We start from the raw sequence: 26,597 nt of genomic DNA on the forward strand, positions 1-26,597 counted from the left end.
ACTAGTTTGTTAGGTGGGTAAGAAAAGCCTGATAAAGCAATTGCGAATCCAAAATGTCATCAGTGCTGTTAAAAGAGAATTCCGGGTGCCATTGTACGGCCAAAACCTTTCCGGAAGGTGCCTTCGAATATTCTACTGCCTCTATAATCCCATCTTCCTTGCTAGTAGCCAAAACAGTAAGGTTATTACCCAAGGCATTGATCCCTTGATGGTGGACTGTGTTTACAACTGCCTTCTTATCTCCATAGATTTGATGTAGGAGTTCACCGGGCACCAGATTCAATTCATGCCTCAGGCTATCATAAGCCTGGGCATCTCTATGGGTGATGGCGTCTGGCCGTTGGGTGGCAATATCTTGATACAACGTTCCTCCCAAGTAGACGTTCAGCAATTGAAATCCCCGGCATATAGCAAATATCGGTTTCTCATTTTTAAAGGCATAGTCCATTATTTTGAATTCGTAGGCATCCCTTACAGGGTCCCCCAACCATTTTCCAGGAACAATAGGTTCTTCGCCGTAAGAGGATGGAGCCAGGTCCGTACCTCCCTGAAATACAAATCCATCCATTTCTTCCAAAATATCCATTAACAGGTCATCCACCAAATTAGGAATTAACACAGGTAATATCCCTTTCTGGGAGATGTAGGTTGCCATATCATTTTCAAAATAGCTTAAGGTCTTCGGACCAAATACCAAGCGACTCGGGTCGGGATACATAAAACAGGAACTGATGCCTATTTTAATCATAATGCTTTCAGGTAGAGTTGTTTGAAATTTTCCCTGCTTACAGGCTTGGGATTGTTGGGATGGCAAAAATCGGCTTTCGCCAAATCAGCCAATGTATCAACATGACTTTCATTTACCCCTATAGCTCCCAGCTTTGAGGGCAACTGCAGCTGCTTATTCAGGTCAAACAGATAATCCACAAACCTATCCCCTGCACCAGGCCCTTGACCCATCATATAGGCCATTTGGTCAAAATGGGATTCAAAACCATTATAATTGAATTCCATTCCATAAGGTAGATTTACAGCATTGGCAAGGCCGTGGTGGGTATCCAGCAAGCTGGACAGGGGGTGCGCTAAACTGTGTACGACCCCAAGTCCTTTTTGGAAAGCCACGGCTCCCATCATAGATCCCATAAGCATTTTGGATCTTGATACCAGGTCCGGCTTATGCGTGGCAGTAACGATCGATTCACTGATTAACTTCATCCCCTCTAGTGCTATACCATTACACATTGGATGAAAATTTTTAGCCAAAAAAGCTTCTAAGTTGTGCGTAAGCGCATCCATGCCTGTTGCGGCGGTTACAAAAGGCGGCAAATCCATCGTCAGCACAGGATCGGCAAATACCATTTTTGCCAACAAACTTGGAGAAAATAAAATACGTTTCTTTTTGGATTCATCCTCTGCAATAATGGCACTGCGGCCGACCTCCGAACCGGTCCCTGATGTCGTCGGAACAGTTACGAGATGCGGAATGGGTTCTGTAACATATTTGTCCCCTCCTATCAAGTCATCGTAATCAAACAAGTCGCGGTGATGATTGATGCTCAACGCAATGGCCCGGGCAACATCCAGTGGAACACCGCCTCCCACACCTACGATAGCATTTCTCCGGGTAGAAGTATAAGCTTCCTTTCCTTTCAACACATCTGACTCTACGGGGTTCTTATGCATATCAGCATATACCTCTACCGATATTCCCTGAGCATTGAGGTCTTCTACGATAGCTTTAAAAAAATCCAGTTGGCTTACTAGGGGATCTGTCACCAGTAGGGGACGGAGCAATCCATGGGACTTTAGGTAGGCCGGCAATTCAGTAATTACACCCACGCCAAACCGGATGGCAGTAGGAAAACTAAAGCTATATTTTTTTTGAATATCCATGAAATGGTGTTAATAATTTTTGGAGTTTTACAGCATAAAAAAGAAAGCAATAGTAAAGAATATTTTCGAATAAGTTAGGAACAGAAAGCTAATTTTTTGATTGAAAATACGCAATTTCCAATTTAGGCATGGCCTAAAATAAATTACCTCAATTCCCATCTGAAACCAACTGACCATCAACCAAGCAGGATGGATCTATCCAATCTCTTAAATAAATTTCGTTATGGATAATTATCTTTGATAATGCATTGTCAGCTGATAGGAATACAGACAAAGGCATTCCCTCAGGACAAATCACGTTGAAGAATTACACTGATTGAAATATGGAATGCCCAAACAAATAAAACAAGCGACTATACCTTATAAAACTCCACTAATTTTCCATCAAACCCCGAAACTCGGCTAATCAGCTCCTGCCGTTTGGTTTCGTCAAATGCTTTGAACCTCTTGGCCAACTCGATTTTTTCGCTGAGCATATCCGCATCGTTGGCGCCAGTCACCAGTACACTAATGGGTAGGGACCAAGAGAAATAAATGGCCTCCTCCACACTTAACGCATTCGGTACAATTCTTGGCTTGTCTCCGCTGTTAAAATGAGTAGTCCCTCCAAAAAATCCTCCATTCGCCAAGGTTTTCATGGCGCAGGGGGCCAAGCCCTTTTCAACTAGCCTTGGCATCACATTAGTGATAAAGCTTTTGTAATTTGGATCAAAGGCATTTATAGGCATCTGGCAGGCTTCCAGTTCATCCGTACTTTCCAGCATACGTAGATGGGCGTTGAAATCAGAATGTCCGGAGAATCCGATATGTTTTACTTTTCCACTTTCGCGTGCTTTCAGCACATAATCCAGCACGCCATTCTTCAATCTATTGTCAACATCTGAGGGACTGGTTACGGCATGAATCAGCCAAAGATCTATATAGTCCGTCTTCATCCGCTTCAGCGAACCTTCCAAATGCTCCTGTGCAGTTTTACCATCTCTGGCCGTGGATTTACTTTGTATAAAAGCTACGTCCCTATATTTTGGGGTAAGAAACATGCCATATCTATTTTCCCCCCTTCCGGCCCCATAAGACTCCGCATTGTCAAAAAATCTAACCCCTCCTTCAAGAGCTCTTTCAATGGTCTTTTCCGCCTCACTCTCGCTCATATTGGCTATATGCGCTCCTCCAAGTCCCAACATAGTAACCGAAAGGTCGGATTTTCCAAATTTCCGCTTAGGGAGGAGATCGCCCAATCTATCCCTCATGTAGGGACTTGGAACAGGCTTCCCATCAACATTTATACTTGTCAACGGTAACATCATCCCCGCTGTCAATCCGGCAAGTGACTTCAGAAATGTCCTTCTTTGGTTATTTTGTTCGCTATTTTTCATGATTGGGTCAGTTAAAATTTAAGTTGAATTCCACTTATAATATTTACCCCCGGCATGGGGTAGCCTCTTTCAAGTTGATAGGCCGTGTCCAACAGATTTCTACCCGTAATATACGCATTTATTTTGGGAGTGATCTGATACATCCCCCTAAGATCCAAAAGGGTATAGCTTTCTGCCGCAGCCGATTCCAACGGACTGTTGCGAAGCCCCCCTATGAGCTGCATGGACGGAATAAGGCTGAATTTATTAATTGAGAAATCAGCCTGAAGGTTCAAGTTATGTTTGGGAGCAAAGAGTACATTCTCACTCGCATCTACATAGGCGTAGTTGAACACAATACGCCAAAAACCATCAGATTTGTAGCGCAGTTGGCTTTCAATTCCCTTATTTGAAAAACTACCCGTGTTTCTTCCAATAGCCGGCATCTCCATGGGATTTACCTGAATTAGGTTCGTGCCTTCGGTCAAAAAAGCCATGACTTCAATCTCGAGCTTTTTATCCAGAAACTGTGCCTGAAAACCTGCTTCGTGGTTCCATAATTCTTCAGGCTCCAACTGTTCGTTTGACGCGGGAAAAAGGAACAGATCTATTATAGAAGGGCTTCGAAAGGCTTTGGAACTGGATGCCTTCAACGTGGTATGCGGGGATGCCTGTATGGCCAAACCGAATCCGGGAAGCGTTTTTCCTCCGAACTGAGAGTTGTGTACTTGACGCACCCCTGCATTCACACTTACCTTTTCGCCGAGATCCTGCTGAACCTGCAGGTATGCGTCTGTTTCATTGATCCAATGTTGGATTCCTACTCCTATACGGGCAGGGGGAGGTAAATTTTCATTGACAGCCTTTCCTCCAAATCGCTTGTGGTCCAGCCCTACAGTAATTACCTGATTGGGAAGTAGGGTGAGATTTTGAAAAAAGGTGATGCCCTGATTTTGATCGGTAGAGAAAAATCCTGTCTGAAATTCATGCTCTCCAAAATTGTGAAACAACAAAAGCGCTCCCGACACATCTCCAAAGTCATTGTTTAGCGACACAGCGGCTCTTCCCCTTAAGTATTCCCTTTGGTCATTTTCGAGGGGTGCGTCGGTTGGTCCAGGCTGGTTATACGTCGCATTGGCAAGTTGTAAATCTCCAGAAACAGATAGTGCGGAGGATAATTCATAGCCCATTTTCAAATACCCCGTTGTATTTTCAAAACTATCGTTGGCATCCGTGCGATATCCATTGGTTTGATTTCTATTTAAGGAAACCATAGAATGAAATTTCCCTTCATTGTAGCCTGCATTTGCGGTACCAAGGAAGGTTCCAAAGGATCCTACACCCACATTTGCGGACCCCTGCCAACCTTCTTCCGTCGCTTTTCTGGTAATCAGGTTGATAGCTCCTCCCATGGCATTGGAGCCATAAAGCAAAGATGCGGCACCCCGCTGAACTTCGACCCGTTCTATATCTGAGGCACTGTAGGCATCGGCAATTGGATGGGCAAAAATCCCCATATATTGTGGCTGTCCATCAATAAGTACAAGTACACGGTTATTTGGAGAACCGCTTATTCCGCGAATACTTATATTCCCCCCTGATCCCGGCCCTACTCCGAAACCGGTCATACTTCTGTCATTTAAAAAAAAACCAGGTACCTGATGGACGATAACGGGCAAAACGTTAATTTCTCCCGATCGGTCAAGCGTTTCCCGGGAAATTACGGATATGGATGCTGAAACTTTCTTCTTTTGTTGCTCAAAGCGCGTTCCTGTCACCACGACCTGATCCAACTCCAAAACCAAACTGTCTCGATGCTGAGCCTTTAATGATCCGTGCCCCATGAAAAAAATCATCAGTGCTATTACGCTACCCTTCATAAATTAACTGTTTAGAATTGGTATGCCATGGCCAATGGACACATTTATTGATAGTCGGAAAAAGTACCATATCCGCTTTGCCTTTTAAAACAAACGTATTCACACGATATTCCTTCAACGTTCCTTTCACTAATTCAAGCGTTTTACCGGTGACGGAGACATCGTCCACAAGTAGTATGCTGCACCCATTCGGAAAGGACCCGGTAAAATCCTCTAGAAATACCGGGGATTCTCTTTTCGGCTGATTTCTTTCATCTCTGTAATTTACCGACACAATATAAAGTGGCACACCAAGTTGATGTGCGACCAAACTGGCGGGTACCGTCCCGCCACTGCCAATGCCAATGACCAAGTCTGCCTGGGGAAAAGAAAACTCCTTTATGGCATTACTTATAGTTACAAAAGATACAGGTACCTTTTCGTCCATGAGTAGAATATTGATTTAATAAAAATCCTTTTTGGAAAATGACTAGTTCCTCAACTGACTTAATTGTTGGTAGGGTTGTACTTGATCGCTAGCACATTGATCAAAAAGAGGATCAAAATCCCGGGAGCAGCAGTGGTAAGTGATCCCATAAAGAAATTAAAAGGGTCTGTGTCTAAGATAGGAATCGCCAATAGAAGTACTGATGAAATTACTTTTGCCCCTATATAAGAAAGCGGAGCGGCTACCCATTTAAGGTTTCCTTTCAGCATTAGATAAGCCAAGAAAGTAAACAGGATTAATTCTGTAGTCAGAATAGCCATAAAGCCCCAATTTGGATTACCTGTAAGTGTGAAATTTAAAATTGGCGCCAAGGCAGCCACTATGATTGCCACAGGAAGTCTATACCACACCAACGCAACAAATGGAATATAAAACATGGGCAATAAGTAGGCCCCAATCGGAATACCGTTGTAAGGTGGGATTAAATGTACAATAATGGGGAAAATAATTGCTACCGGAAGCACCCATCCGGTTGTTTTCAAAATCGATCGACGGTCAATATTGGCGATTGTTTGCATGATTTTTTCGGGATTTAATTGAAAGTTTCAATTTAAAAAATAAATCCCAATCATGCAATTCCGAAGTGATAATTGGCGGAAACTGAAAAAAATTCTACACCAAAACTAATGTGCAGTGATACCTGCAATTTTCTTCATGAAACCTTCGACACCATCACTATATAAATCCTCAAAAGAAAAAGTCTATTTTGTAACATCAATTACCACTTTCTACTTCTTTTTTAAAAATCTCTTTAATTTTCTTCAAGTCAATTGGCTTAACCAAATAATGATCATCCAAACCAAAATTTTTGGCTTTATCCTTATCACATTGGCTAGTAGAGCTGGTAAGAATATATATTATAGGTTTTGAAAGAATATTCAGTTTTTTGAATTCCTTTAAGAAATTCCAGCCATCCCAAATGGGCATGTTTAGATCCAGAAAAATAAGGTTGGGTAACTGTTTCCCTTCTTTCAATCGGGATTTTAGCCCCTCATAGGCTTCCTTTCCGTTTCCATAGACGATGATTTCTTCGATGGCACCAGTTAGTTGCATGAATTTTTTTGAAAGCAATACGGCTATCGGATCATCCTCAATTAAGCAAACTTGTCTAATATCTTTCATCTGTATTACCTATTTATCCACCAAACAATCAATTCGATATCCCCTATATCGAACAAATTACCGACCTCAGCTTAAATACAAAAAACAAATGCGTATCATCTTATTTGTTTGCTTTAAGATCTTCATTTACTGCAAATAACTATATATCGGAGATTGATCAACCGGATCGGGAGCACCCAAAATGCTATTGGTTTTCCCCCTACACCCATTGAATCTTGCTGCAAATTACAGCTAGTTTTAAATCATATCCAAGTACTAAGGAGACAGAAAAATGAATTCCATAAGGTGGGCCAAAGTTAATTTGATCGACTCCCCATTCATTTATCGATTTAACTTCTTATTTCCTATACATTTTTAAATTTTCGCTTTTTAAAGAAATAAATGTACACTCAAAACAGCACCTTTTAGTCTGATTAATATACGATAATATTGAAAAGCAGGATGAACTTTACTTGAAAAGTCCAAGAATTAACTTTGAAAGTATCTAAAGCCTCAAAAAAGTTATCCGTAGAAGGATTGAAAAATACAAAAGTAGCTTCTATCTTTAGCCGCATGTTGTACTAGATTAGAACAATCAACCCTTATGAAAAAAATTAAAGTTGCTGTAGTCGGCACGGGATTTATTGGTCCTGCCCACATTGAAGCACTCCGTAGAATTCCTAACGTGGAGGTAACCGCGCTTGTAGAAGTAACACAAGAGCTTGCCGACCAAAAAGCGGAACTTTTGGGTATCCCAAAGGCCATGCTTTTTGAGGATATGCTGAAAGATTCAAGCATACATTCCGTCCACATCTGTACGCCGAATTTTTTGCATTTCAAGCAATCCAAAGCTGTACTGGAAGCAGGAAAGCATGTCATTTGTGAAAAACCGCTAGCCACCAAACTGGACGAGGCGGAAGAATTGGTGGCATTGGCAAAAGAAAAAGGCTTGGTAAATGCCGTCCATTTCAACTTAAGGTATTATCCGATGGTGAGGCAGATGAAAACCATGCGGGAGTCTGGCGAACTTGGAGATATCTACTCGATAATGGGCTCATACCTTCAGGATTGGCTTTTCCTCCAGACCGACTACAACTGGCGGTTGGAGCCGGATAAATCCGGTGATTCCAGGGCAATAGCAGATATAGGCTCCCACTTGCTGGACTTGACAGAATATGTCACGGGTTTGAAAATTACAGCTGTCATGGCGGATTTCTCTACCGTTCATAAAACACGTTTAAAACCGCTGAAAGCAATAGAAACCTATTCCGGTAAAATGCTACAGCCTTCGGACTATCAGGAAGTGCCTATTAATACCGAAGACCATGCGTCAGTCTTGCTGAAGTTTGATAATGGCAATAAAGGCTCCGTAACTGTGAGTCAAGTGAATGCCGGGCGTAAAAACCGACTAAACATCGAAATTGCCGGCTCAAAAGCAAATTTTGAATGGTGCTCTGAAAAACCCAATGAATTATGGATAGGGAAAAGAGAAACTGCCAATCAACACCTGATGAAGGATCCCTCCTTATTTTCAACTGAGGCAGCAAAGCTAATCAGTTTTCCCGGAGGACATAACGAAGGTTTCCCAGACACCTCCAAACAAATGTTTAAAGAAGTTTATACCGCAATAGATTCAGGAAAACAACCTGATAACCCCAGTTACCCCACTTTTGAAGATGGATACCGTGAACTTTTGATTTGTGAGCGGATAATCGAGAGTCACAAAAAGCAAGCCTGGGTTACTATATAATTTGCAGGTCGAAACAATTAGCATTACGCTACGTTAATTCATCCATAAACTTAAAAAAAGATGAAAAATAGTTATTTAAAGAAGGCGGGTATTTCCAGCTTGTTGGTGTTTACGGTGATATTTATGTCCTATTGCCAAGAAAAACCCAGTCCGCCAATGACGGCTGAGGGTTCGATTAACGGAGCGGACATTACAGTGAATTACAGCAGTCCCGCGGTTAAAGGAAGAACCATCTTTGGTGACCTAATTCCGTTAGGGAAAGTATGGAGAGCAGGAGCCAATGAGGCGACGATTTTCGCAACTTCCAAGGATATCAAAGTGGAAGGAAAGTCTCTCCCTGCTGGGAAATACAGTATATTTGTTATTCCCGGTGAATCTATGAGTACCTTTATCTTCAACAAGCAAACCGGACAGTGGGGAACGCAATATGACGAATCTCAAGATGCAATCCGAGTAGCAGTGCCTTCTGGTCAAACTTCTACATTGACAGAAAGGCTGACCTACGATGTGTTGTCGGACGGTTTGGAACTCAAATGGGAATATGGCAGAGCCAAAGTAAAAATTGAATAAATAAAATTTTAAGTAATTTTGAAGCCGGATAGGAAACTTTCCGGCTTTTTTTGTTTTTAGAAAAAACTGCTTCCATCTATGCTTCCTAATTTTCCTTTACTCCCTATTCAAGAAGTAATACCCGAAGTAAAAAATCTGCTGGGGGAACAGGAAACGCTCATCCTGCATGCCCCTCCCGGCGCGGGTAAAAGTACCCTTCTACCCTTGCAATTGATGGATGAGCCTTGGCTGGAAAATAAAAAAATCCTGATGCTGGAACCACGGAGGCTTGCAGCGAGCAGTATTGCGCACCGAATGGCTGATTTACTGGGTGAACAGGTCGGAGAACGGGTAGGATACCGCATTCGCTTCGATACCAGAATTTCAACTAAAACGAAAATTGAAGTTATCACCGAAGGTATTCTGACTCGGTTGATTCAGCGGGACAATGCATTGGAGGATATCGGGCTGGTTATTTTTGATGAATTTCATGAGCGAAGCATCCATGCTGATCTTGGATTAGCACTATGTAGGGAAATACAACAAATATTGCGGCCGGAACTGCGCATCTTATTGATGTCCGCCACTATGGAGACAGAAGCTTTGTCAAGTTTGCTTTCTGCGCCTGTAATATCCAGCCTTGGAAAACAATACCCGGTAAAGGTCATTTACACCGGAGAGAGTGATCCGTACTTAATTCCCGAGATCTGCAGTCAGGCAACCTCAAAAGCTTTACAAGAAACTCAGGGAGACCTTTTGGTATTTCTGCCAGGTCAGGGAGAAATTAAGAAGACGGCTGAATCTCTTAAAAGAAAACACCCGGAAGTCGTTGTTAACCAGTTATACGGGCAACTGCCACATGCCCAACAACAAGCTGCACTGCTCCCCGATTCTAGCGGTAAACGGAAAATAGTACTCGCTACTTCGATTGCAGAAACGAGCCTTACTATTGAGGGAATTCAGGTAGTAATCGACTCCGGCTTCACGCGCAGTTCCAGATTTGACCCAAAAAGCGGACTTTCCCGCCTGACAACACTTCCTATTACCAAAGATGCCGCAGACCAGCGTGCAGGAAGGGCCGGACGACTAATGCCGGGAACCTGTTACCGACTGTGGTCATCAGCTACTCACTATAATTTACTTCCATTCCGCACACCTGAGATTCTGGAAACGGATCTGACACCATTAGTATTGGAGCTGACGAAATGGGGAACAAACGATATCCAATCACTCACATGGCTTACTCCCCCACCTATGCGCTCAATCCAACAAGCATTGGAGACGCTGGTGGATATCGGGGCGATTGATGACGGAAAAATCACAGCGCATGGAGAGGCTATCTACGAACTTCCCTGCCATCCAAGAATCGCACATATGTTGTTAAAAGGCAAGGAATTGCTTACCCCCGCACTTGCAACAGATTTGGCCGCTATTTTAGAAGAGAAAGACCCTTTGGATCATTCGCCGAGTTTGGATGTTTCCCTCAGGGTGGAGTTTTTAAGGCGGCACAGAAGGGATAAAATGAATAGACGGGCTGTAGAAAAAATCGAAAAAGTTGCACAAGTATACCGAAAACTACTTCAAATTTCAGCAGAAAATGATCCAGTAGACCCCTATGCCGTAGGGTTGTTACTCGCCTATGCCTATCCTGAACGCATAGCCTCAAGCAGACCGGGGAATAAATTCCAACTTGCAAATGGCAAACTGGCAGCCATGGACTACAAAGATGACCTGGCCCATCAACCCTGGTTGGCTATTGCACATATGGATGCACGAGAAAAACTAGGTAAGATCTTTTCGGCGGCCCCATTAAATCCAAAAGACTTGAAGCCTATGATCAAGCGAAGGGATAAAATCAGCTGGGAGACAAAACAGGGAGGACTGATTATGCAGGAAGAATGGAGAATTGGCCAGATTATCCTTCAACGAACACCGCTAAAAGCTCCCAATAAATCAACCCAGCTAGCCGTCGTACTCCAAGCGATTAAAAACGAGGGACAACATTTGCTCAACTTCAACAGCGAAGTGATAAACTGGCAAAACCGAGTGAACTGTCTGCGACAATGGAACCCGGAGCAGGGTTGGCCAGACGTAACCACAAAAACGCTACTTCATACCTGCGAGGATTGGCTTATTCTGTACCTCGACCGGGTTAAAAGTGTTGAGGAATTGAAAAAAATCAATTTGATTGACGTTTTAGAAAACAGCCTGCCCTATGATTTGGGTCAGTTATTGCCGCAGTTGGCTCCGGAAAACCTAGAAGTTCCCAGCGGATCAAAAATCGGTATTCAATATCAAGAGGTTGGACCTCCAATACTTGCAGCCAGGCTACAGGAGCTCTTTGGACTCATGGAAACTCCTTCGGTCAATGTCGGGAAAATGCCCTTATTGATCCATTTACTCTCTCCCGGATTTAAGCCCGTCCAGGTAACCACCGACTTAAAAAGCTTTTGGAACAACGCCTATCACGAGGTGAAAAAAGAAATGAAACGCCGCTATCCCAAACACTATTGGCCGGAGGACCCTCTTATTGCAGAAGCTGTTCGGGGGGTGAAGCGAAAAGCAAATTCCTAAGTTGCTTTAAGTGGTCATTGCTTTTCTTTTTGCTTTTTCCCAAGTGCCCTTCTGTCCCCCTTTCAGAAAACGGAAAAGCCCTGCAATTACAGCATAATTCATCACGCAGAAATAATAGGGTACAAAAAGTATTTTTAACCGAATTTGTCTGTTTTCAAGAAAATATCCCACTGCCGCAGCCAAATAAAAGGTGATCTGAGCGATCAAAGTCAAAGGATAGACCCAACCCGAATCTAGGAGAAAAAAATTGAGTATAAAAATCAAAATGAGTATAAAAGGGGTAACGGTCCACCTTAGAACCCGATGGGAGAGGTATTGGAAAAACAATAGGGGTTGATTGATAGGAGAAATTTTACCCCAGAGTCTTTTCATAGACTGCCAACCTCCTGCACTGATACGGATTTTTCTTTTTAGTTCTTCTGCTACTGAAGCTGAGCCTGACTCCAAGGCATACGCTTCCGGTTCATATACAATTTTGAATCCCTTTGAGGCTATCAGCATGGACTGCATAAAATCGTCCAGAATGGTATCCTCCGGGAGGTCTTCGTAGAGCGAGGTACGGAATGCCACCAACTCCCCAGCTGCACCTACCGCACTATACAATTGGGAATCAAGCTTTTTTAAAAAAGATTCATATTTCCAATAAATCCCTTCCCCTGCTGCGCTTGCGGTGTCCTTTTCATCGCTTAGAACCCGTTTCTCCCCAGAAACACACCCAACGTCTTCCTTTTCGAAGTGTCGGACTATATTTTTCACCGCTTCTTTATTCAAAAGCGTATTGGCATCTGAAAATATGACTATCGGTGTACTAACCCACTTCATAGCACGGTTTTCTGCAGCGGTCTTTCCTCCCCTTCTTTCTTCATGCAATAGCGTTACGTCAGGAAATTCCGCCAACACTTCTCTGAAGTTATCTGTCGAACCATCGGTAATAAAACAGAGTCGAAGTTTTTGTTTTTCGTAATCCAAGGTCAATGAATTCATCACTTTTTCACGGATGATATCCGATTCATTATAGCAAGGTATCACCAAACTAACATCCGGTTTGTAATCAGAGATGATGGCTGGCATTGAGGATATGAACGAGAGCTTTAATTTCACCAAAAAATACAGCACAAACCCATAACCCAAAAACGCATAAAAAACGATGAAAAGGCCAACCCAAAATAATATTTCCTGCAAAATCATTTTCTTCGAATATTAAAAGTAAATTTATAGTAATAAGGGAATGTAAATTAATTTTGTAAAGATAAAATAAGGTTTCAAAAATTCACCACCTTGAATTCTTATTTTAAAAATCTTAAATTGACGCAGTAAATAAATGAATTTTCTTTTATTTTTATTGCTCTTGTTATTTAAAAAAAACCTTGTTTTGGCTATAAATTTTGACCGATGAATGATTCTATTAAAAGGGAGGATGGGAAAAAAGCAGAAAATTTGCCGACTAAATTTTATTTGGGAAAAAATATCAAAAATGATTTTCTTGACCAAATTATACAAATTGCCTGCATTTCTGTAAACCGACCTGTAGGATTTATCGGTTTTTTTGAAAATAAGAGCTTATGGATAAAGTCTGCTTATGGCTTGGTCCCAGACCAAATTTCCTTTAGCGATTGCTTTTCAGCTTTTTTAAACTCACTGAATCAAAATACAGAATCTATTCATTTTCAGGATGACAGTGAAAATCCCTGTCACTTTCTTTCCAAAGAACCTTGGAATCTCCAAGCGATAAGCCTAACTCCTATATTAACGCATGAAGGACACAAGATGGGGATTTTGGCAGTTATGGGTACCGAGAGAGAGATGCTTCTTTCCCATCAACTAAACACCCTCAATCTTTTGGCGGAACAGATATTTACTACGGTGTTGGAAAGTACAGTAAGGTTTGAGGAAAAATTTTTGGGAAAAGCACTCGAGTTGTCCCAGGATCTGATCTGTGTTATGCGGTTTGACGGTAAATTTATCAAGGTAAACTCAAGCTTTAAAAACCTGTTGGGTTACACGGAGGATGAATTATCGAACACCGCAATGGCATCATTTATTCATCCTGAAGACATTGAGATTACGGAGACGGAAATAAATAATTTGATACAGGGGAAACAGACTTCCTACTTTCAACATCGGATCAAAAGTAAGAATGGTTCGTATAAGGCTTTTTCTTGGACCGCAACGGCAGACCAACGAAGTAAATTGATATTCGCTATTGGAAGAGATATTTCGGAGGAAAAAGAAAAGGAATATCAACTCGTCATAAGCGAAAACAAATTCCGCTCATTTTTTGAAAACAGTCAGGGACTGATGTTAACCCATGATTTGAATGGGCGGTTTTTAAGTTTCAATCACTATGGCGCAAGGCTTTTGGGCTATACAACAGGTGAAATTCTAGAAAAAAAACTATGGGACATTATTCCTGTCAAATATCATCCTGAAATAAATAATTACTTTGAAGAAATAAAAAATACCGGAACGGCGAAAGGGTTGATGACCACTAAATTAACCAATGGAAGATATAAGGTGTGGTTGTATAGTAATATCCTTGAAAAAGACAGTGAGGGTAATGAATATGTTATAGGGAATTCAGTAGATGTAACTGAGCGATTACGTCTCGAAAGGTCCATACAAGATGCCAAGGAGCTGCTTAACCAAACCCATATGATGGCACGCATTGGGGGGTGGAAACTGGATATGAGCAATAAAGAACTTACTTGGACAGAAATCACCAAAAATATCCATTGTTTACCTGACCATTACACACCCACCTTAGATGAATCCATTCTGTTTTATAAAGAAGGGTATTACAGGGATAAAATGAATGAACTGGTTCAGTTATGCATAGAATACGGGAAACCATGGGATGAAAAACTAAAGCTTATCACTGCCGAGGGAAAGGAAATATGGGTTAGAACAATTGGCGATGCCAATGTGGAGGAAGGTGTGGTCACCTACTTATATGGTACCATACAAGACATTGACGAGCAGGTGCACAATGATGAAAAACTGAAGCAGAAAGAGCAGATGCTTCAATCCATTTCTACCGCTACGGACGAATTGCTTTCAAATGACAATCTATATGAGGCTGTCTCCAATTCATTGGAAATTATAGGAAAATCCGTAAATGTAGATCGTGTCTATTTCTTTGAGAATTCCTTTGACGAGGAAGGAAACCGTCAAACCTCTCAACGTTTTGAATGGAGTTCGGAAGAAGCGGAGCCGCAAATCAACAATCCCGACCTTCAAAATATTCCGATGGAAATTTTTGGTGATTTTGCCAAACCAATGATTAATGGTATGCCCTTCATAGCCATCATAAAAGACCTGCCTGAGGAAAATCCCACCAGACAATTTTTGGAAAACCAGGGGATCAAATCTATACTTACTATCCCCATATTTGACGACGACCAATTCTGGGGATTCACTGGGTTTGATGAATGCAAATTTGACCGGGTATGGTCTGACGCAGAGGTGTCCTTGCTAAAAAGTTTTGTCAATAGCATTGGAAATGCCGTTGACAGAAAAAAATTGGAGCAGCGACTCACAAAATCCAAAGAGAAGGCTGAAAAAGCCAGTTTGGCAAAGTCTGAATTTCTCGCAAATATGAGTCACGAAATTCGTACTCCACTAAATGGCATCATAGGTTTTACCGACTTGCTGATCAAAACGGAACTGAATGACTCCCAGCTTCAGTACATCAACATTGTCAACCAATCCGCAAATACGCTTTTAAACATAATCAACGACATTTTAGATTTCTCCAAAATTGAAGCTGGAAAGTTGGAACTTGACATTAACCGGGCTGATATCTATGACTTGGCCGGACAGGCCACTGACGTGGTTTCATATCAAGCCCAGAAAAAGGGGATTGAAATGCTACTTAACTTGGCCCCTGATCTTCCAAGATATATTTTCATAGACGATATCCGGCTCAAGCAAATTATCATAAACCTTCTTGGGAATGCGGTGAAGTTTACGAACGAAGGGGAAATAGAACTAAAAATCACCATTTCGGAAAAAATAAATGCCCACAAATCCAAATTCATGTTTGAAGTGCGGGATACAGGCATTGGTATATCTCCAGATACCCAAGTGAAGATTTTTGACGCCTTTTCCCAAGAAGACGGTTCCACAACAAAAAAATATGGCGGAACAGGCCTTGGACTAACCATTTCAAACAAATTGTTGCATATGATGGGCAGTGAACTGAAGTTGGATAGTACGTTAAATAAAGGCAGCACTTTTTCCTTTGAGATCGAACTAAAAACAGAGCAGGGTGAGGAGATAAACTGGATGGATCTATCCTATATCAAAAGGGCACTGGTGGTGGATGACAATGCCAATAACCGACTGATTCTGAAAGAAATGTTTGGCCTTAAAGAAATTCATGTGACAGAAGCTCATAACGGCTTCGATGCCCTTCAGAAGTTGGAGCACAATCCGGATTGTGACGTTGTATTGATGGATTTAAACATGCCATATATGGATGGTTTGGAAACCATAAGGAAAATACGGGAGAATTTTTCTCACCCTACTTCTGAAATTCCCATCCTTTTATTACACAGTTCTGCGGACGATGAGTACATACATGTTAGTTCCAGGGAGCTCAAAGTTGCTGGAAAATTATCCAAGCCAATTAAGCTAAATGACTTGGTCAAAGCACTGGCCAAAATCAATCCAAAGAACAAAATTTCAACCAAAATGCAGTCCGATTCAGTAACGGTATCATTTGAAAATCGCTTCAAGGTACTTATAGCGGAGGACAATACTATAAATATGTTTTTGGCAAAGACCATTGTGAAAAAAATATCTCCCAATGCGGAAATTATAGAAGCCAAAAACGGAATGGAGGCGTTTACTCTGACCGAAAAGATGGAACCCGACATCATCCTTATGGACATTCAAATGCCCGTCATGAGTGGCTATGAGGCAACAGCTGCCATTAGAAACAACCCTGCATTGCTTCATATCCCCATCGTGGCCGTGACTGCCGGCAATATCAAAGGAGAAAAAGAAAAAAGTCAGGTTGCCGGGATGGTGGATTTTGTCCCTAAACCAATTGTGGAAAACACCATAAAATCCATTTTTGAAAAATGGCTTCCTTTCCAAAATAATCAGGCAGAATCGTTTAGTGGTGAACCTAAATCTATAAAATCTGGCTGGGGAGACACTGATCCAGATCAATATCACCTTAACATTGAAAAATTGAAAGAGTATCTGGGAGATAACCCTGTAATAATAAGGGAAGTTTTGACCATCACTGTTCAAGAATTAAAGTACTCAAAGGAAAAACTTTCGGAATTGGTTCAAAAGGAAGATCTGATCGGGCTAAATGCGGAAGGACACAAAATCAAAGGGTCAGCTCTCACGGCAGGATTGGACGCTATGTTGAAAATTTCACGAGCTATTGAGGCTTTACCCGAATTTCAAAAAGAAGAGGCCGAACATTTACTTGATCAATACATAGAAGAAGAATCAGTGGTCACAAAACTGATCGAAAAATACCTGGCCGGGTAGTGAATATATTGGATTATAAAAATTTGACACTATTCTTCAGCAGCTCCCTATATTTTGCCCCAATAGGGATAATTTTTCCGGAAACAACTGCCGTATCATTATCAAAATCCGTCAGAAAATGGAGATTAATCACCCAACTTCGGTGTACCTGAACGAATTCGGCATATCCGTTCAGTTTTTCCAAGAAATTGCCGATGGTAGATTTGATCATATAAGTTTGACTGCTGCATTTGATGCTGATATAATCCCCCTTTCCTTCACAATAGTTAATCTCGGAAAAAAGTAGCTTTTTGAATATGCGGTCATCTTTGACAAAAATGAAATCTCCTGAGTAGGAATCCGGATCAATTTTTACAGTCGTTTCTTTACATTTCTCCAATCCTCTTAGGAATTGATCATAGCTGAAAGGTTTTGGCAGATAGTAGCAGGCATTGGTTTCAAAGGCCGCAATTGCGTTTTCTTTATTGGCCGAAATGATGATCAAGGAACCGTCATATTGGCTATGTTTAAGTATCTCAAAACCATTCATTTCCGGCATTTCAATATCCAAATAGATCAAGTTTATCTGGGTTTTGTTATCCAAGAGATAATTCAATCCTTCTATTGCATCCGTAAAGGACGCTTTTAATAACATATCTTTGGTTTTGGAAATATAAAAATTCAGGACTTGAATAGAAGCAGGATCATCATCTATAACAATACAATTTATCATTCTTAGTTGGTTTTACTTCTTTCGAAATATAAAATTTTACAATTTATTCTGGTTTATTTAAATAACGAATAATTTTCGCCGGTACTCCTCCCACCAAAGTAAAGGGAGGCACATCTTTCGTGACGACAGACCCAGCAGCTACCGTTGAACCCTTGCCTACGGTCACCCCTTTTAAAATCATCGAACGGGTGGCAATCCAAACGTCATCTTCTATGATAATTTCACTTGGTGCCTTCATCTTTTCCCGGTCATCCACTCCATGAAAATCCCCATCCATTAAGATAACCTGATTGGCTATCTGTACATTGTTGCCTATAGTTATTCTGTTAGTAGCAGACAAGATAGTTCCTGTATTTACAAAGGTATGGTTTCCTATAGTTAGTTCGGCCCTTGGACCTGCATAAAGTTGCGTCACTCCCATATGAGACCATATCCTACAATGATCCCCGATAGTGATTTTCCCTCTTCCCTCAATTCTAGGATTTCCCCTTACAGTAATAAATTTCCCGGTAGCACAGGACCGCAACCTTACAAATCCATTTACCAACCTCCAGAAGGCGATCCACAAATCTATTGAGAGATGAAAATAAAGGCTCCGTTTTTCGCTTTTGCTTAACCACGCCCGACCATAAATTTCTATGCTTTTTTGCAAAAGTTTCTCATTAATTCGTTCTTGAACCATATTAAAAATAGAATGCTTTTTTGAATATAGAAGGAGAAATGTTAAATTCAAAAAAACATTTTTATAAAAAAACATTAACTTTAGCAACCAATAATAACGTGACTACAACTTTTATATTACATATATAAAAAAATGAAATTTAAATATACAATAATGAAATTAATATTTTTATTGGGCTGATTATCTTATGTTAAAAAAATTAATTACAAGTGTAATAGTTGTTGTAATATGTGGAGAATTGATAGCTCAAGGAGAAACTCAGGCTGTTTATAATTTTAATTTACAACAAAGTATAGAGGAACAACTGCCCTCACTTGATTCACTAATAGATATTGCCATTTCCTATCATCCTACCGTAAAGTTAAATCAAGCGTTGATTGGATCAGCAACATCAAGAATCAACTTGGCCAAAAAATCTTGGTCTTCTTTATTGCGTGGCTACGTGGATTACGGCTATGGTAATCAGGCCATCATCGCCACTGGACCTGGTGGAGGTGATTTGTCAAATATTGCAAACGGGTACCGAGCCGGCGCAAATCTCAGCATACCTTTATCAGAAATATACACCCGCAAGGACCGCGTCAACTTGCAAAAAAACGAATTAGAGGCCACCTATTATAAAACCCAGGAAATGGAATTGGTCATCGCTTCCCAGGTGGTGGAAGAATACAATATGCTTGTTACCGGACAACGGCTGATGAAAATTCGGTTTGAAATGCAGCAAAAAGCTCAAAGTAACCTTGCCCAAATGGAATTGGAATACATCAGCGGTAATATAGATGGAGCTATTTATACCCGAAATGCCGAAATCTACACAATAGCCCAGTCAGAGTATGAAAATGCCAGAAGGGGCTTTATGACCGCCGCACAAAAATTGGAACTATTACTTGGACTTCCTTTGAGTCAACTCATAAAATAGCCATGTCGATCAAACAAATATTTCTTCTTCTACTTAGGTACAAATATTGGATTGTCCTGATACCAATCGCGGTGGCATTTTTGATTTTTACCTTAGCCAAAACTTTACCCCAAAAATTCGAATCATCTACCATTATCTTTACCAACCCCACTACCAATAAGGGGGTAAACGATGGAGGAGCCATACGTATGGATTTCTATACATCCAACAACCTATTTGATAACCTGACTTTATTAATTAAGTCAAGAGAAACGGTACAATCCGCCTCTTTAAAATTGCTTGCCCTCCACTTGATTCAAGATAAACCAAATGAGGCAATTTTATCGGAAAAGGATTTTGAGGAGTTAAAAATCCACATTCCCGATGCGCTAAAATCAGCATTAATAGTTCCTGATAATCTGGAGCAAACCTTTACTTCCATTGTGGAACATTATAGGCAATTTCCCGACTCCCCCATCGAATACTTATTGCGTGAGCACCCGCATTACAGTATTCAACATATATTAAACAACCTTTTTGTAGCCCGTAAGTCATCTTCAGACATGATGGAGGTGACCTTTCAGGCAGATGATGCAGCCATATGCTATCATACACTGCAGTTTATTACCGGAGCTTTCATGGACAGGTATGCCCAGATGAAAGAGTTGGAAAATGTCAACAGTATCAAATACTTCGAAGATCAGTTGTTAATCGCTCAGACAAAATTGAGGGTTGCGGAATCCGACCTGAAAATTTTCATGACTGAAAACAGAATCCTCAACTACTATGAGCAGGGTAAATACCTGGATATAGCCAAGCTCGAACACGAGCAGGATGAAGAGAGATCGACCCAATTGATGTCCGGAACCAAGGCCAACTTGGATAAACTCGAAGAATTATTTGCCAGTTTTGAAACTAGGCAGTCAGTTATTAAAAATATCAGCAGACTACAAGATGAAATAGTCGCCAGAAACCAACAGCTTTTAGGGTTAAGTCTTAATCGAACTGCTACAAAACTTGTCGATGATATCGAAAAAGAAATCCGTGAATTTCAAAAAGAGATCGAAGCAGAATCCCAGAAGCTGTTTACCAGCAGCATGTCCTTTGAGGGCCTTCAGCGAAGGGAAGCACTTGACGAATGGCTAAGGCTCAAGATTCAATATGAAGAGCAAGTGCAGGCCATCGCTGTCATGCAAAATCGAAAAGAATATCTAATCGAAAAAATAGATGAATTTGCGCCGCTCGGAGCAGAATTGAAGCGCCTAGAAAGAGAAGTCGACGTAAATGAGAACCAATACTTATCGATATTGCATGGCCTCAACATGGCTTACCTTCAAAAATACGACCTTGAGATGACCTCTCCTCAAAAACTCATTGATGAACCGTTCTTTCCTAAAAAACCGCTGCCCTCAAAAAAGCTGTTCCTTGTAGCGGGAGGTCTGATGGGTAGTGGCTTTTTTGTCATTGGTGTAGTCTTATTGTCCTTCTTTATAGACTCCACGATAAAAACCGTAAAGAATGCCCAAAAATTAACTGGTTTAGTAGTGGCGGGTGGATGGAATAATGAGACTATTCAACGTAAAGGAGTACAGGTAGAGCCGCTTCAAAGACGACTGACCAATCAAATATATAATCACTTGAACCAGTATATCAACCGGGACCGCGGGACGAATATTATTGTATTTTATAGCCTGAAGCCGCAAGAAGGAAAAAGCTTTTTGATTCAGAAAATGGTTAAGGAGATCTTGTTACGGAAGAAAACTGTCATCTATTTTGGTCCATCTGAGACAACCAATCAGGTTTCACTTCCCTGTGAAACCCACCTCTACGATCCAAATAAGGACCTGTATGAGATTGAAAATAACAACTGGGCGAAACGCTTTTCATCAAATAATCACGATTTTATACTTGTAGAAATGCCTGATTTCCAAGATCATCACCTGAATTATTCTTTGATAAATCAATCCCACCTCTTGATATTGGTGTTGGATTCTGAGGGAACTTGGAGTGCTGCCAATCAAACAACATTAGAAATTCTTAAACAAACTATTCGCATACCACACTTAGCATTATTAAATAAGCTTAGTGAAGAAGAAACAGAAGAGATTATTGGGGAAATCCCGAAAAAACGAAGTCGATTGAGGAAGCGTATTAAAAACCTAATATCCTAAGACATACATGGAGGTGACCAAAATTAATGGGGTAATCGCCATTATGGGAATGCTTGTTGTCGCAACATGCTTGGCCTTCCTTGTCATTTACCTTGATATCTTGGGTATTGCGGCCCTTTTTGCCCTACCTATAGGGGTCGCTTTTTTTTATTGGGTTATGCAGAGGCCTTCCAATGCATTGGATCTTACTTTGATTTGTGCCTTTGTAGCTATCGGTGCAATTCGATATATGTCCTCCATCCCATTGGGTCTTTCAGTGGATTTCGCACTGATATTGGCTATAGTTTCCGCCATCTTCCACACCAAAATTAAAACAGACTTCAAAAAAATTAAAAACAGTTTGATGCTGGTATGTATCATCTGGATGGCATATAATATTGCGGAAATAATCAATCCCGAAGCCCGTAGTATGGCAGCTTGGTTTTATGCCGTAAGAGGAACTGCCCTGTATATGATTTTGACGGTCCCCCTTACTTTACTCTATGCCCATAAGGTGAAAGACCTGGATAGATTTATCCGTTTTATTATGGTGTTTTCAGTTCTAGCCTCTCTCTGGGGGCTAAGGCAATATTACATTGGCTTAGATGGCGCCGAAAACAATTGGTTGGATCAGGGCCCAAGATCTACCCATGTTCTATTTGGAAATTTACGGGTGTTTTCATTTTTTTCAGATGCTGGACAGTTTGGAGCTGGAATTGCCCAAGCTGGATTGATGGCTGCAATTCTAGCGTTAGGTCCTTATCCTATTCGAACAAAGCTAATTTATGCTTTTCTGTCGCTTTTGTTTTTCTACATGATGATTATATCAGGAACCCGGGGTTCTTTAATTGTACCTGTTGGTGGTGCAATGGCATTTCTATTTGCCTCCAAAAATTTCAAAATCATGCTGGGAGGGCTAGTTGTACTTGGCATTGTTTTTTCGTTTCTGAAATTTTCCTCAATTGGCCAGGATAATTATCAAATTAGACGAATGCGTTCCGCTTTAGACCCAAATGACGCATCATTGAATGTTCGTAAAGAAAATCAGAAAAAATTTAAATCTTACCTGCAAAATCGGCCCTTTGGCGGAGGGATTGGCACGTCCGGATCATGGGGACAACGATTCAGTCCGGGAACATTTCTGGCTGAAACCCCAAATGACAGTTGGTATGTGAAAATATGGGCAGAGATGGGCGTAGTAGGTCTAAGTCTTCACCTCAGTATCCTATTATTTATTGCGCTGATGGCTCTGCTGAAAATATGGAAAGTTAAGGATAGAGGTCTTAAACAGAAATTACTGGCTTTGTATGCGGGATATATTGGAATCATTCTGGCTAGTTATGGAAATCCGATTTTGGGTCAAATGCCAACAGGAATTGTAATTTATATGTCATGGGCCTATTTCTTTCTTGCCCCAGACTTGGATAAAGAACTATCGGAAAAGAAACTTTTAAGCTAATATCATGGACAAGCCACTTATTTCAGTCATTACGATAAATTACAACGGTCTGGAACATACTAGAGGTATGTTGGAAAGTTTTCAACAAATCACCTATCCCAATGTTGAAATCATCGTAGTGGATAATGCCTCCAAAGAAGATCCCAGTATACTGTTGGAAGAATTCCCGGAAATCGTCTTGGTGAAAAATCCAATAAATGAAGGTTTTGCAGGAGGCAATAACAGGGGAATAGAAATCGCTAAAGGTTCCTATTTCTTTCTGATCAATAACGATACAGTAGTCGCCCCAAATGTCTTGGAAGGCCTCCTTGATCGGGCTACAAAAAGTGAACGAGTGGGATTGGTTTGTCCAAAAATCAATTATTTTGATGACGATACCATTATTCAATATGCCGGCTTTACCAATATTAATCCGATCACCGGAAGAGGTAGCGGCATCGGATTTCAAGAGAAAGATTCGGGCCAATATCAAGATTCAAGGGTTACTTATTTGGCTCATGGTGCTGCCATGTTTATCCCACGAAAGGTGGTGGAAGAGGTTGGCATGATGGCTGAATTGTATTTTCTCTACTATGAGGAAATGGACTATTGTGAAAGGATCAAAAACGCTGGATATGAGATATGGTATGAACCCAGCGCCTCAATTTTACACAAGGAATCCATGAGTGTGGGCAAAAACTCTCTTTTGAAAACGTTTTATATGAGTAGAAACCGATGGATTTTTCTCAGAAGAAACGTAGAATGGCCCGTTTTTCTCCTTACCTCGCTGTACTATTTCTTTGTTGCCCTACCGAAAAATATAATCATGCACCTATTTAAAGGGGAATTAAATCATGCCAGCGCATATATCAGGGGTTTTACGAAAAGCATTTTTATCAAAGACATCCACGATAACCCACCCTTAACCTCCAATACCCCATGAAAATCGGAATTGAAGCCCAGAGAATATTCAGGAAAAAACGACACGGAATGGACATGGTCGCTGTGGAATTAATCCGCAACCTCCAACAGTTGGATAAAGTCAATGAGTATTTTATTTTTGTCAACCAAGTGGAGGATTCCAGCTGCATATCTGAATCTTCAAATTTTAAAATAATCCGACTTCCGCCCAGCCCCTACCCTATTTGGGAGCAGTGGTATTTGCCCCGGGCTGCGAAAAAATTTGGATTGGATATCTTACATTGTACCAGCAATACAGCACCATTTTGGGGAAAGGTCCCGCTGGTTCTCACCCTCCACGACATCATTTATCTCGAAAAACTCAACTTTCGGTCCGGAACTTGGTACCAACGCTTGGGCAACCTATACCGTTGGTGGAATGTCCCCCAGATTGTCCCTAAAGCTACCCGTATTTTGACTGTATCTACCTATGAACAGAAACGGATTAAAGAACATTTTACCGAGGAAGACCCCGACAAGACTGTAGTCGTCCACAACGGGGTGAGCTTACATTTCCAGCCTATCTCTCCTGCCCTCCAGGAAGAGAAACGGAAATCCTACGGACTTCCTGAAAAATTCATACTCTTCTTGGGAAATACGGATCCGAAAAAAAATTTAAAAGGCGTCTTGGAAGCTTTGGCCATTTTGGATAGGGAAAATCAACTAAGCTTGCCTTTGGTGATGCCGGACTTTGGGGAGAAGGAGTTAATGGCGCTACTTGAATCTATGTCTGCCAAGGACCTACGATCAAAAATTCACCTTACCGGCTATATACCCAATCAGGACTTACCGGCAGTCTATGCCAAAGCCGAGATTTTTTTATATCCTTCCCTTCGGGAAAGTTTCGGGCTGCCGATCTTAGAAGCCATGGCCTGCGGATGTCCGGTCATTACATCCAATACCTCCTCCATGCCGGAAATTGCCGGAGACGCTGCCATTCTTGTAGATCCCTTTGACCCAAGATCCCTGGCTGATGCCATAAAACACCTTCTACTTGACACATACAAGCGCCAGCAACTGATTTTCAAAGGTTTTACAAGACCCCCAATGTTCAGCTACCAGCGGGGTGCGGAAAAAGTATTGGACATTTATTCGTACACGTTTAGCCAGTCCAATGAGCGATAAAAAATATTGGCTGACCAGTGGTATGTATACCATGATGCACCGAGGGATTGATTTTATTCTGGGCTTTATCGGATTTATGCTGTTGGTAAGGATTTACAGTCCCGAATTATTTGGAGTTTGGGTCCTGCTAATCACGTTGGTCGCCATAGTCGACATGGCCCGAAGTGGATTTATCCAAAACGGAATGATAAAATTCCTGATCAATCAGTCATTGGAAAACCAGGCTAAAATCCAGATGGCCTCCCTTTGGCTTAATGTTTTTCTTACCCTGGCTTTCATGGTACTGCTTTGGGTGCTAGCTGTGCCATTGGAAAATGTTTTGAACGCTCCGGGACTTGCCGATATATTGCGAATTTTCACTTATATACTCCCCATATTGGTTATACACACACACAATCTTGTGTTGATGCAAGCCAAGTATGATTTCAAAGCTTATTTTTTAGCAGGAATAAGCAAAAGTCTCCCACTTTTTTTGATCATTGCCTATTATTACCTTAACCCTGAAAAATACCTAAGCCTCTCTGCATTGGCCTGGTATCAAAACGCCACCTTCTTGCTCGCAACACTGATGTCCTGCTATCAGGTGAGAAAATATCTGGACATAAAATGGGGTTGGCACCAAGAATGGAATTTACAAATTTTTCATTTCGGAAAATTCGTTTTTGGAACCAACCTTATATCCATGCTCACAAATAGTTTGGACAAATTTCTTTTAGGTGCTTTATTGTCTCCTGTGCAAGTAGCGTTAGCCAACACCGCAGGTCGGGTGATGAATATGATTGAAATCCCTATAAATTCCATCGCTTCCATTTCCTATCCCAAAGCTTCCGAAGCCTTTGATAAGAAAAGGTTGGATGAAGTTGGTAAAATATACGAGAAAACCATCGGCATGATGCTGAGTTTGACCCTCCCCTTTTTACTTGTCAATCTCCTCTTTGCGGAATATATTGTATTGTTTATCGCTGGGGAGGACTATCTGGACGCTGCGCCATTTTTGCGTGTAGTGGCCTTTTTGGCAGTGATCAAACCCTATGACCGGCAATCGGGTGTCTTTCTGGATGCCATTGGGAAACCTTTCTTCAACATGATTATGGTTTTCGGCACATTTATCTACGGCGCTATTTTTACTTGGATACTCATTAATGGAATAGGTCTGCTGGGAGCTGCATACGGATTGATATTGGCTGTGTCCCTTACAGCTATTATTAAACAGTTGATTTTAAGGAGATTTATACCTATTCGGGCACTTCAGCCATTCCGGTATGCGGTAGTTAATTATCCGGAGTTGTACCGGGTAGGAAGGCAAAAGCTTTTCAATAAAGGTTGAATGAACAAATGCTCGACGTCTACAAAAATCATCCGAAAATATGCGTTCCATTCGATTCAAGGTAAAATAGAACACGGATGATACGGATGACTCGGATAAAGCGGATTTTTTTGTGCTGGATAAATTCTCGATGCCAATAAAAATAATCCGTAGAAATCCGTACAATCCGCCAATTCTGCGTTCCATTCGATTCAAGGTAAAATAGAAC

General features: G+C 41.2%; 20 protein-coding genes. 10 read left to right on the forward strand and 10 right to left on the reverse strand.

The window, feature by feature from the left end; all coding sequences use genetic code 11:
• Window position 1: 1 nt before the first annotated feature.
• The 7 genes from FQ608_RS04175 to FQ608_RS04205 all read right to left on the reverse strand — a co-directional run bounded on the left by FQ608_RS04175 (window position 2) and on the right by FQ608_RS04205 (window position 6,737).
• On the reverse strand, window positions 2–748 hold the full coding sequence (locus tag FQ608_RS04175) for a gamma-glutamyl-gamma-aminobutyrate hydrolase family protein (RefSeq protein ID WP_158856536.1): 747 nt from the start codon (window positions 746–748) through the stop codon (window positions 2–4).
• A complete protein-coding gene (locus tag FQ608_RS04180; protein WP_158856537.1) occupies window positions 745–1,893 on the reverse strand; it encodes an iron-containing alcohol dehydrogenase in 1,149 nt (382 codons plus the stop codon). Before FQ608_RS04180 ends, FQ608_RS04175 begins: the two co-directional genes overlap by 4 nt.
• 353 nt (window positions 1,894–2,246) lie before the next feature.
• Complete coding sequence (locus FQ608_RS04185; protein ID WP_158856538.1) at window positions 2,247–3,269, reverse strand: aldo/keto reductase; 1,023 nt, start codon at window positions 3,267–3,269, stop codon at window positions 2,247–2,249.
• An 11-nt stretch (window positions 3,270–3,280) separates the two neighbouring features.
• Window positions 3,281–5,128 carry a TonB-dependent receptor gene (locus FQ608_RS04190; protein WP_158856539.1) on the reverse strand — a complete coding sequence of 616 codons (1,848 nt, stop codon included), beginning with the start codon at window positions 5,126–5,128 and terminating at the stop codon, window positions 3,281–3,283.
• Entirely contained in the window at window positions 5,118–5,555 is a 438-nt protein-coding gene (locus FQ608_RS04195) for a phosphoribosyltransferase (RefSeq protein WP_158856540.1), read from the reverse strand. The genes FQ608_RS04190 and FQ608_RS04195 overlap by 11 nt, the downstream gene beginning before the upstream one ends.
• A gap of 59 nt (window positions 5,556–5,614) precedes the next feature.
• Window positions 5,615–6,133, reverse strand: a complete 519-nt coding sequence (locus tag FQ608_RS04200) for a hypothetical protein (RefSeq protein WP_158856541.1) — start codon at window positions 6,131–6,133, stop codon at window positions 5,615–5,617.
• 196 nt (window positions 6,134–6,329) lie between these two features.
• Window positions 6,330–6,737, reverse strand: a complete 408-nt coding sequence (locus FQ608_RS04205; RefSeq protein ID WP_158856542.1) for a response regulator — start codon at window positions 6,735–6,737, stop codon at window positions 6,330–6,332.
• A gap of 583 nt (window positions 6,738–7,320) precedes the next feature.
• On the opposite strand from FQ608_RS04205, the gene FQ608_RS04210 reads away from it, so the two are divergent.
• From FQ608_RS04210 to hrpB, 3 genes are all read left to right on the forward strand, one after another.
• A complete protein-coding gene (locus tag FQ608_RS04210) occupies window positions 7,321–8,466 on the forward strand; it encodes a Gfo/Idh/MocA family protein (protein ID WP_158856543.1) in 1,146 nt (381 codons plus the stop codon).
• A gap of 60 nt (window positions 8,467–8,526) precedes the next feature.
• Window positions 8,527–9,036: a DUF2911 domain-containing protein gene (locus FQ608_RS04215; RefSeq protein ID WP_158856544.1), complete on the forward strand. Its 510-nt coding sequence runs from the start codon at window positions 8,527–8,529 to the stop codon at window positions 9,034–9,036.
• 78 nt (window positions 9,037–9,114) lie between these two features.
• Complete coding sequence (gene hrpB, locus FQ608_RS04220; RefSeq protein ID WP_158856545.1) at window positions 9,115–11,589, forward strand: ATP-dependent helicase HrpB; 2,475 nt, start codon at window positions 9,115–9,117, stop codon at window positions 11,587–11,589.
• Between the two features lie 6 nt (window positions 11,590–11,595).
• Here the strand turns inward: hrpB and FQ608_RS04225 are convergent, their stop codons facing one another.
• Entirely contained in the window at window positions 11,596–12,777 is a 1,182-nt protein-coding gene (locus tag FQ608_RS04225; RefSeq protein WP_158856546.1) for a glycosyltransferase family 2 protein, read from the reverse strand.
• A gap of 204 nt (window positions 12,778–12,981) precedes the next feature.
• Between FQ608_RS04225 and FQ608_RS04230 the strand changes: the two genes are divergently transcribed.
• Window positions 12,982–17,097 (forward strand): PAS domain-containing hybrid sensor histidine kinase/response regulator, encoded by a 4,116-nt coding sequence (locus FQ608_RS04230; protein ID WP_158856547.1) that lies wholly within the window; start codon window positions 12,982–12,984, stop codon window positions 17,095–17,097.
• Between the two features lie 13 nt (window positions 17,098–17,110).
• On the opposite strand, the gene FQ608_RS04235 is transcribed toward FQ608_RS04230, so the two are convergent.
• Together FQ608_RS04235 and FQ608_RS04240 are read right to left on the reverse strand one after the other, a co-directional pair.
• Window positions 17,111–17,809, reverse strand: a complete 699-nt coding sequence (locus FQ608_RS04235; protein ID WP_158856548.1) for a LytR/AlgR family response regulator transcription factor — start codon at window positions 17,807–17,809, stop codon at window positions 17,111–17,113.
• A gap of 43 nt (window positions 17,810–17,852) precedes the next feature.
• The gene (locus FQ608_RS04240) at window positions 17,853–18,491 is read right to left on the reverse strand and encodes an acyltransferase (protein ID WP_158856549.1); all 639 of its coding nucleotides are present in this window, start codon (window positions 18,489–18,491) and stop codon (window positions 17,853–17,855) included.
• Window positions 18,492–18,678: 187 nt separating this feature from the next.
• Here FQ608_RS04240 and FQ608_RS04245 point away from each other — a divergent pair, with 187 nt between their 5' ends.
• Genes FQ608_RS04245 through FQ608_RS04270 form a run of 6 tightly spaced genes read left to right on the forward strand, consistent with a single transcriptional unit; the run spans window position 18,679 to window position 26,389 of the window.
• Window positions 18,679–19,410 (forward strand): TolC family protein, encoded by a 732-nt coding sequence (locus FQ608_RS04245; RefSeq protein ID WP_158856550.1) that lies wholly within the window; start codon window positions 18,679–18,681, stop codon window positions 19,408–19,410.
• A gap of 2 nt (window positions 19,411–19,412) precedes the next feature.
• The gene (locus FQ608_RS04250) at window positions 19,413–21,560 is read left to right on the forward strand and encodes a GumC family protein (RefSeq protein WP_158856551.1); all 2,148 of its coding nucleotides are present in this window, start codon (window positions 19,413–19,415) and stop codon (window positions 21,558–21,560) included.
• Between the two features lie 7 nt (window positions 21,561–21,567).
• On the forward strand, window positions 21,568–22,998 hold the full coding sequence (locus FQ608_RS04255; RefSeq protein WP_158856552.1) for an O-antigen ligase family protein: 1,431 nt from the start codon (window positions 21,568–21,570) through the stop codon (window positions 22,996–22,998).
• Between the two features lie 4 nt (window positions 22,999–23,002).
• Window positions 23,003–23,920 (forward strand): glycosyltransferase family 2 protein, encoded by a 918-nt coding sequence (locus tag FQ608_RS04260; protein WP_158856553.1) that lies wholly within the window; start codon window positions 23,003–23,005, stop codon window positions 23,918–23,920.
• Entirely contained in the window at window positions 23,917–25,062 is a 1,146-nt protein-coding gene (locus tag FQ608_RS04265) for a glycosyltransferase family 4 protein (protein ID WP_158856554.1), read from the forward strand. Before FQ608_RS04260 ends, FQ608_RS04265 begins: the two co-directional genes overlap by 4 nt.
• A complete protein-coding gene (locus FQ608_RS04270; RefSeq protein WP_158856555.1) occupies window positions 25,052–26,389 on the forward strand; it encodes an oligosaccharide flippase family protein in 1,338 nt (445 codons plus the stop codon). The genes FQ608_RS04265 and FQ608_RS04270 overlap by 11 nt, the downstream gene beginning before the upstream one ends.
• The last annotated feature ends 208 nt before the right edge of the window (window positions 26,390–26,597 follow it).

It is taken from the genome of Lunatibacter salilacus (assembly GCF_009797935.1).
In the GTDB taxonomy this organism is placed as follows: Bacteria; Bacteroidota; Bacteroidia; order Cytophagales; family Cyclobacteriaceae; genus Lunatibacter; species Lunatibacter salilacus.

What these genes read in the sequence shown, in the direction of transcription:
- FQ608_RS04185 (WP_158856538.1), bottom strand. Translation starts at nt 3,269, where the DNA reads ATGAAAAATAGCGAACAAAATAACCAAAGAAGGACATTTCTGAAGTCA.
- FQ608_RS04205 (WP_158856542.1), bottom strand. Translation starts at nt 6,737, where the DNA reads ATGAAAGATATTAGACAAGTTTGCTTAATTGAGGATGATCCGATAGCC.
- FQ608_RS04270 (WP_158856555.1), top strand. Translation starts at nt 25,052, where the DNA reads ATGAGCGATAAAAAATATTGGCTGACCAGTGGTATGTATACCATGATG.
- hrpB (WP_158856545.1), top strand. Translation starts at nt 9,115, where the DNA reads ATGCTTCCTAATTTTCCTTTACTCCCTATTCAAGAAGTAATACCCGAA.
- FQ608_RS04245 (WP_158856550.1), top strand. Translation starts at nt 18,679, where the DNA reads ATGTTAAAAAAATTAATTACAAGTGTAATAGTTGTTGTAATATGTGGA.
- FQ608_RS04200 (WP_158856541.1), bottom strand. Translation starts at nt 6,133, where the DNA reads ATGCAAACAATCGCCAATATTGACCGTCGATCGATTTTGAAAACAACC.
- FQ608_RS04225 (WP_158856546.1), bottom strand. Translation starts at nt 12,777, where the DNA reads ATGATTTTGCAGGAAATATTATTTTGGGTTGGCCTTTTCATCGTTTTT.
- FQ608_RS04210 (WP_158856543.1), top strand. Translation starts at nt 7,321, where the DNA reads ATGAAAAAAATTAAAGTTGCTGTAGTCGGCACGGGATTTATTGGTCCT.
- FQ608_RS04215 (WP_158856544.1), top strand. Translation starts at nt 8,527, where the DNA reads ATGAAAAATAGTTATTTAAAGAAGGCGGGTATTTCCAGCTTGTTGGTG.
- FQ608_RS04180 (WP_158856537.1), bottom strand. Translation starts at nt 1,893, where the DNA reads ATGGATATTCAAAAAAAATATAGCTTTAGTTTTCCTACTGCCATCCGG.
- FQ608_RS04175 (WP_158856536.1), bottom strand. Translation starts at nt 748, where the DNA reads ATGATTAAAATAGGCATCAGTTCCTGTTTTATGTATCCCGACCCGAGT.
- FQ608_RS04235 (WP_158856548.1), bottom strand. Translation starts at nt 17,809, where the DNA reads ATGATAAATTGTATTGTTATAGATGATGATCCTGCTTCTATTCAAGTC.
- FQ608_RS04265 (WP_158856554.1), top strand. Translation starts at nt 23,917, where the DNA reads ATGAAAATCGGAATTGAAGCCCAGAGAATATTCAGGAAAAAACGACAC.
- FQ608_RS04240 (WP_158856549.1), bottom strand. Translation starts at nt 18,491, where the DNA reads ATGGTTCAAGAACGAATTAATGAGAAACTTTTGCAAAAAAGCATAGAA.
- FQ608_RS04260 (WP_158856553.1), top strand. Translation starts at nt 23,003, where the DNA reads ATGGACAAGCCACTTATTTCAGTCATTACGATAAATTACAACGGTCTG.
- FQ608_RS04255 (WP_158856552.1), top strand. Translation starts at nt 21,568, where the DNA reads ATGGAGGTGACCAAAATTAATGGGGTAATCGCCATTATGGGAATGCTT.
- FQ608_RS04230 (WP_158856547.1), top strand. Translation starts at nt 12,982, where the DNA reads ATGAATGATTCTATTAAAAGGGAGGATGGGAAAAAAGCAGAAAATTTG.
- FQ608_RS04190 (WP_158856539.1), bottom strand. Translation starts at nt 5,128, where the DNA reads ATGAAGGGTAGCGTAATAGCACTGATGATTTTTTTCATGGGGCACGGA.
- FQ608_RS04195 (WP_158856540.1), bottom strand. Translation starts at nt 5,555, where the DNA reads ATGGACGAAAAGGTACCTGTATCTTTTGTAACTATAAGTAATGCCATA.
- FQ608_RS04250 (WP_158856551.1), top strand. Translation starts at nt 19,413, where the DNA reads ATGTCGATCAAACAAATATTTCTTCTTCTACTTAGGTACAAATATTGG.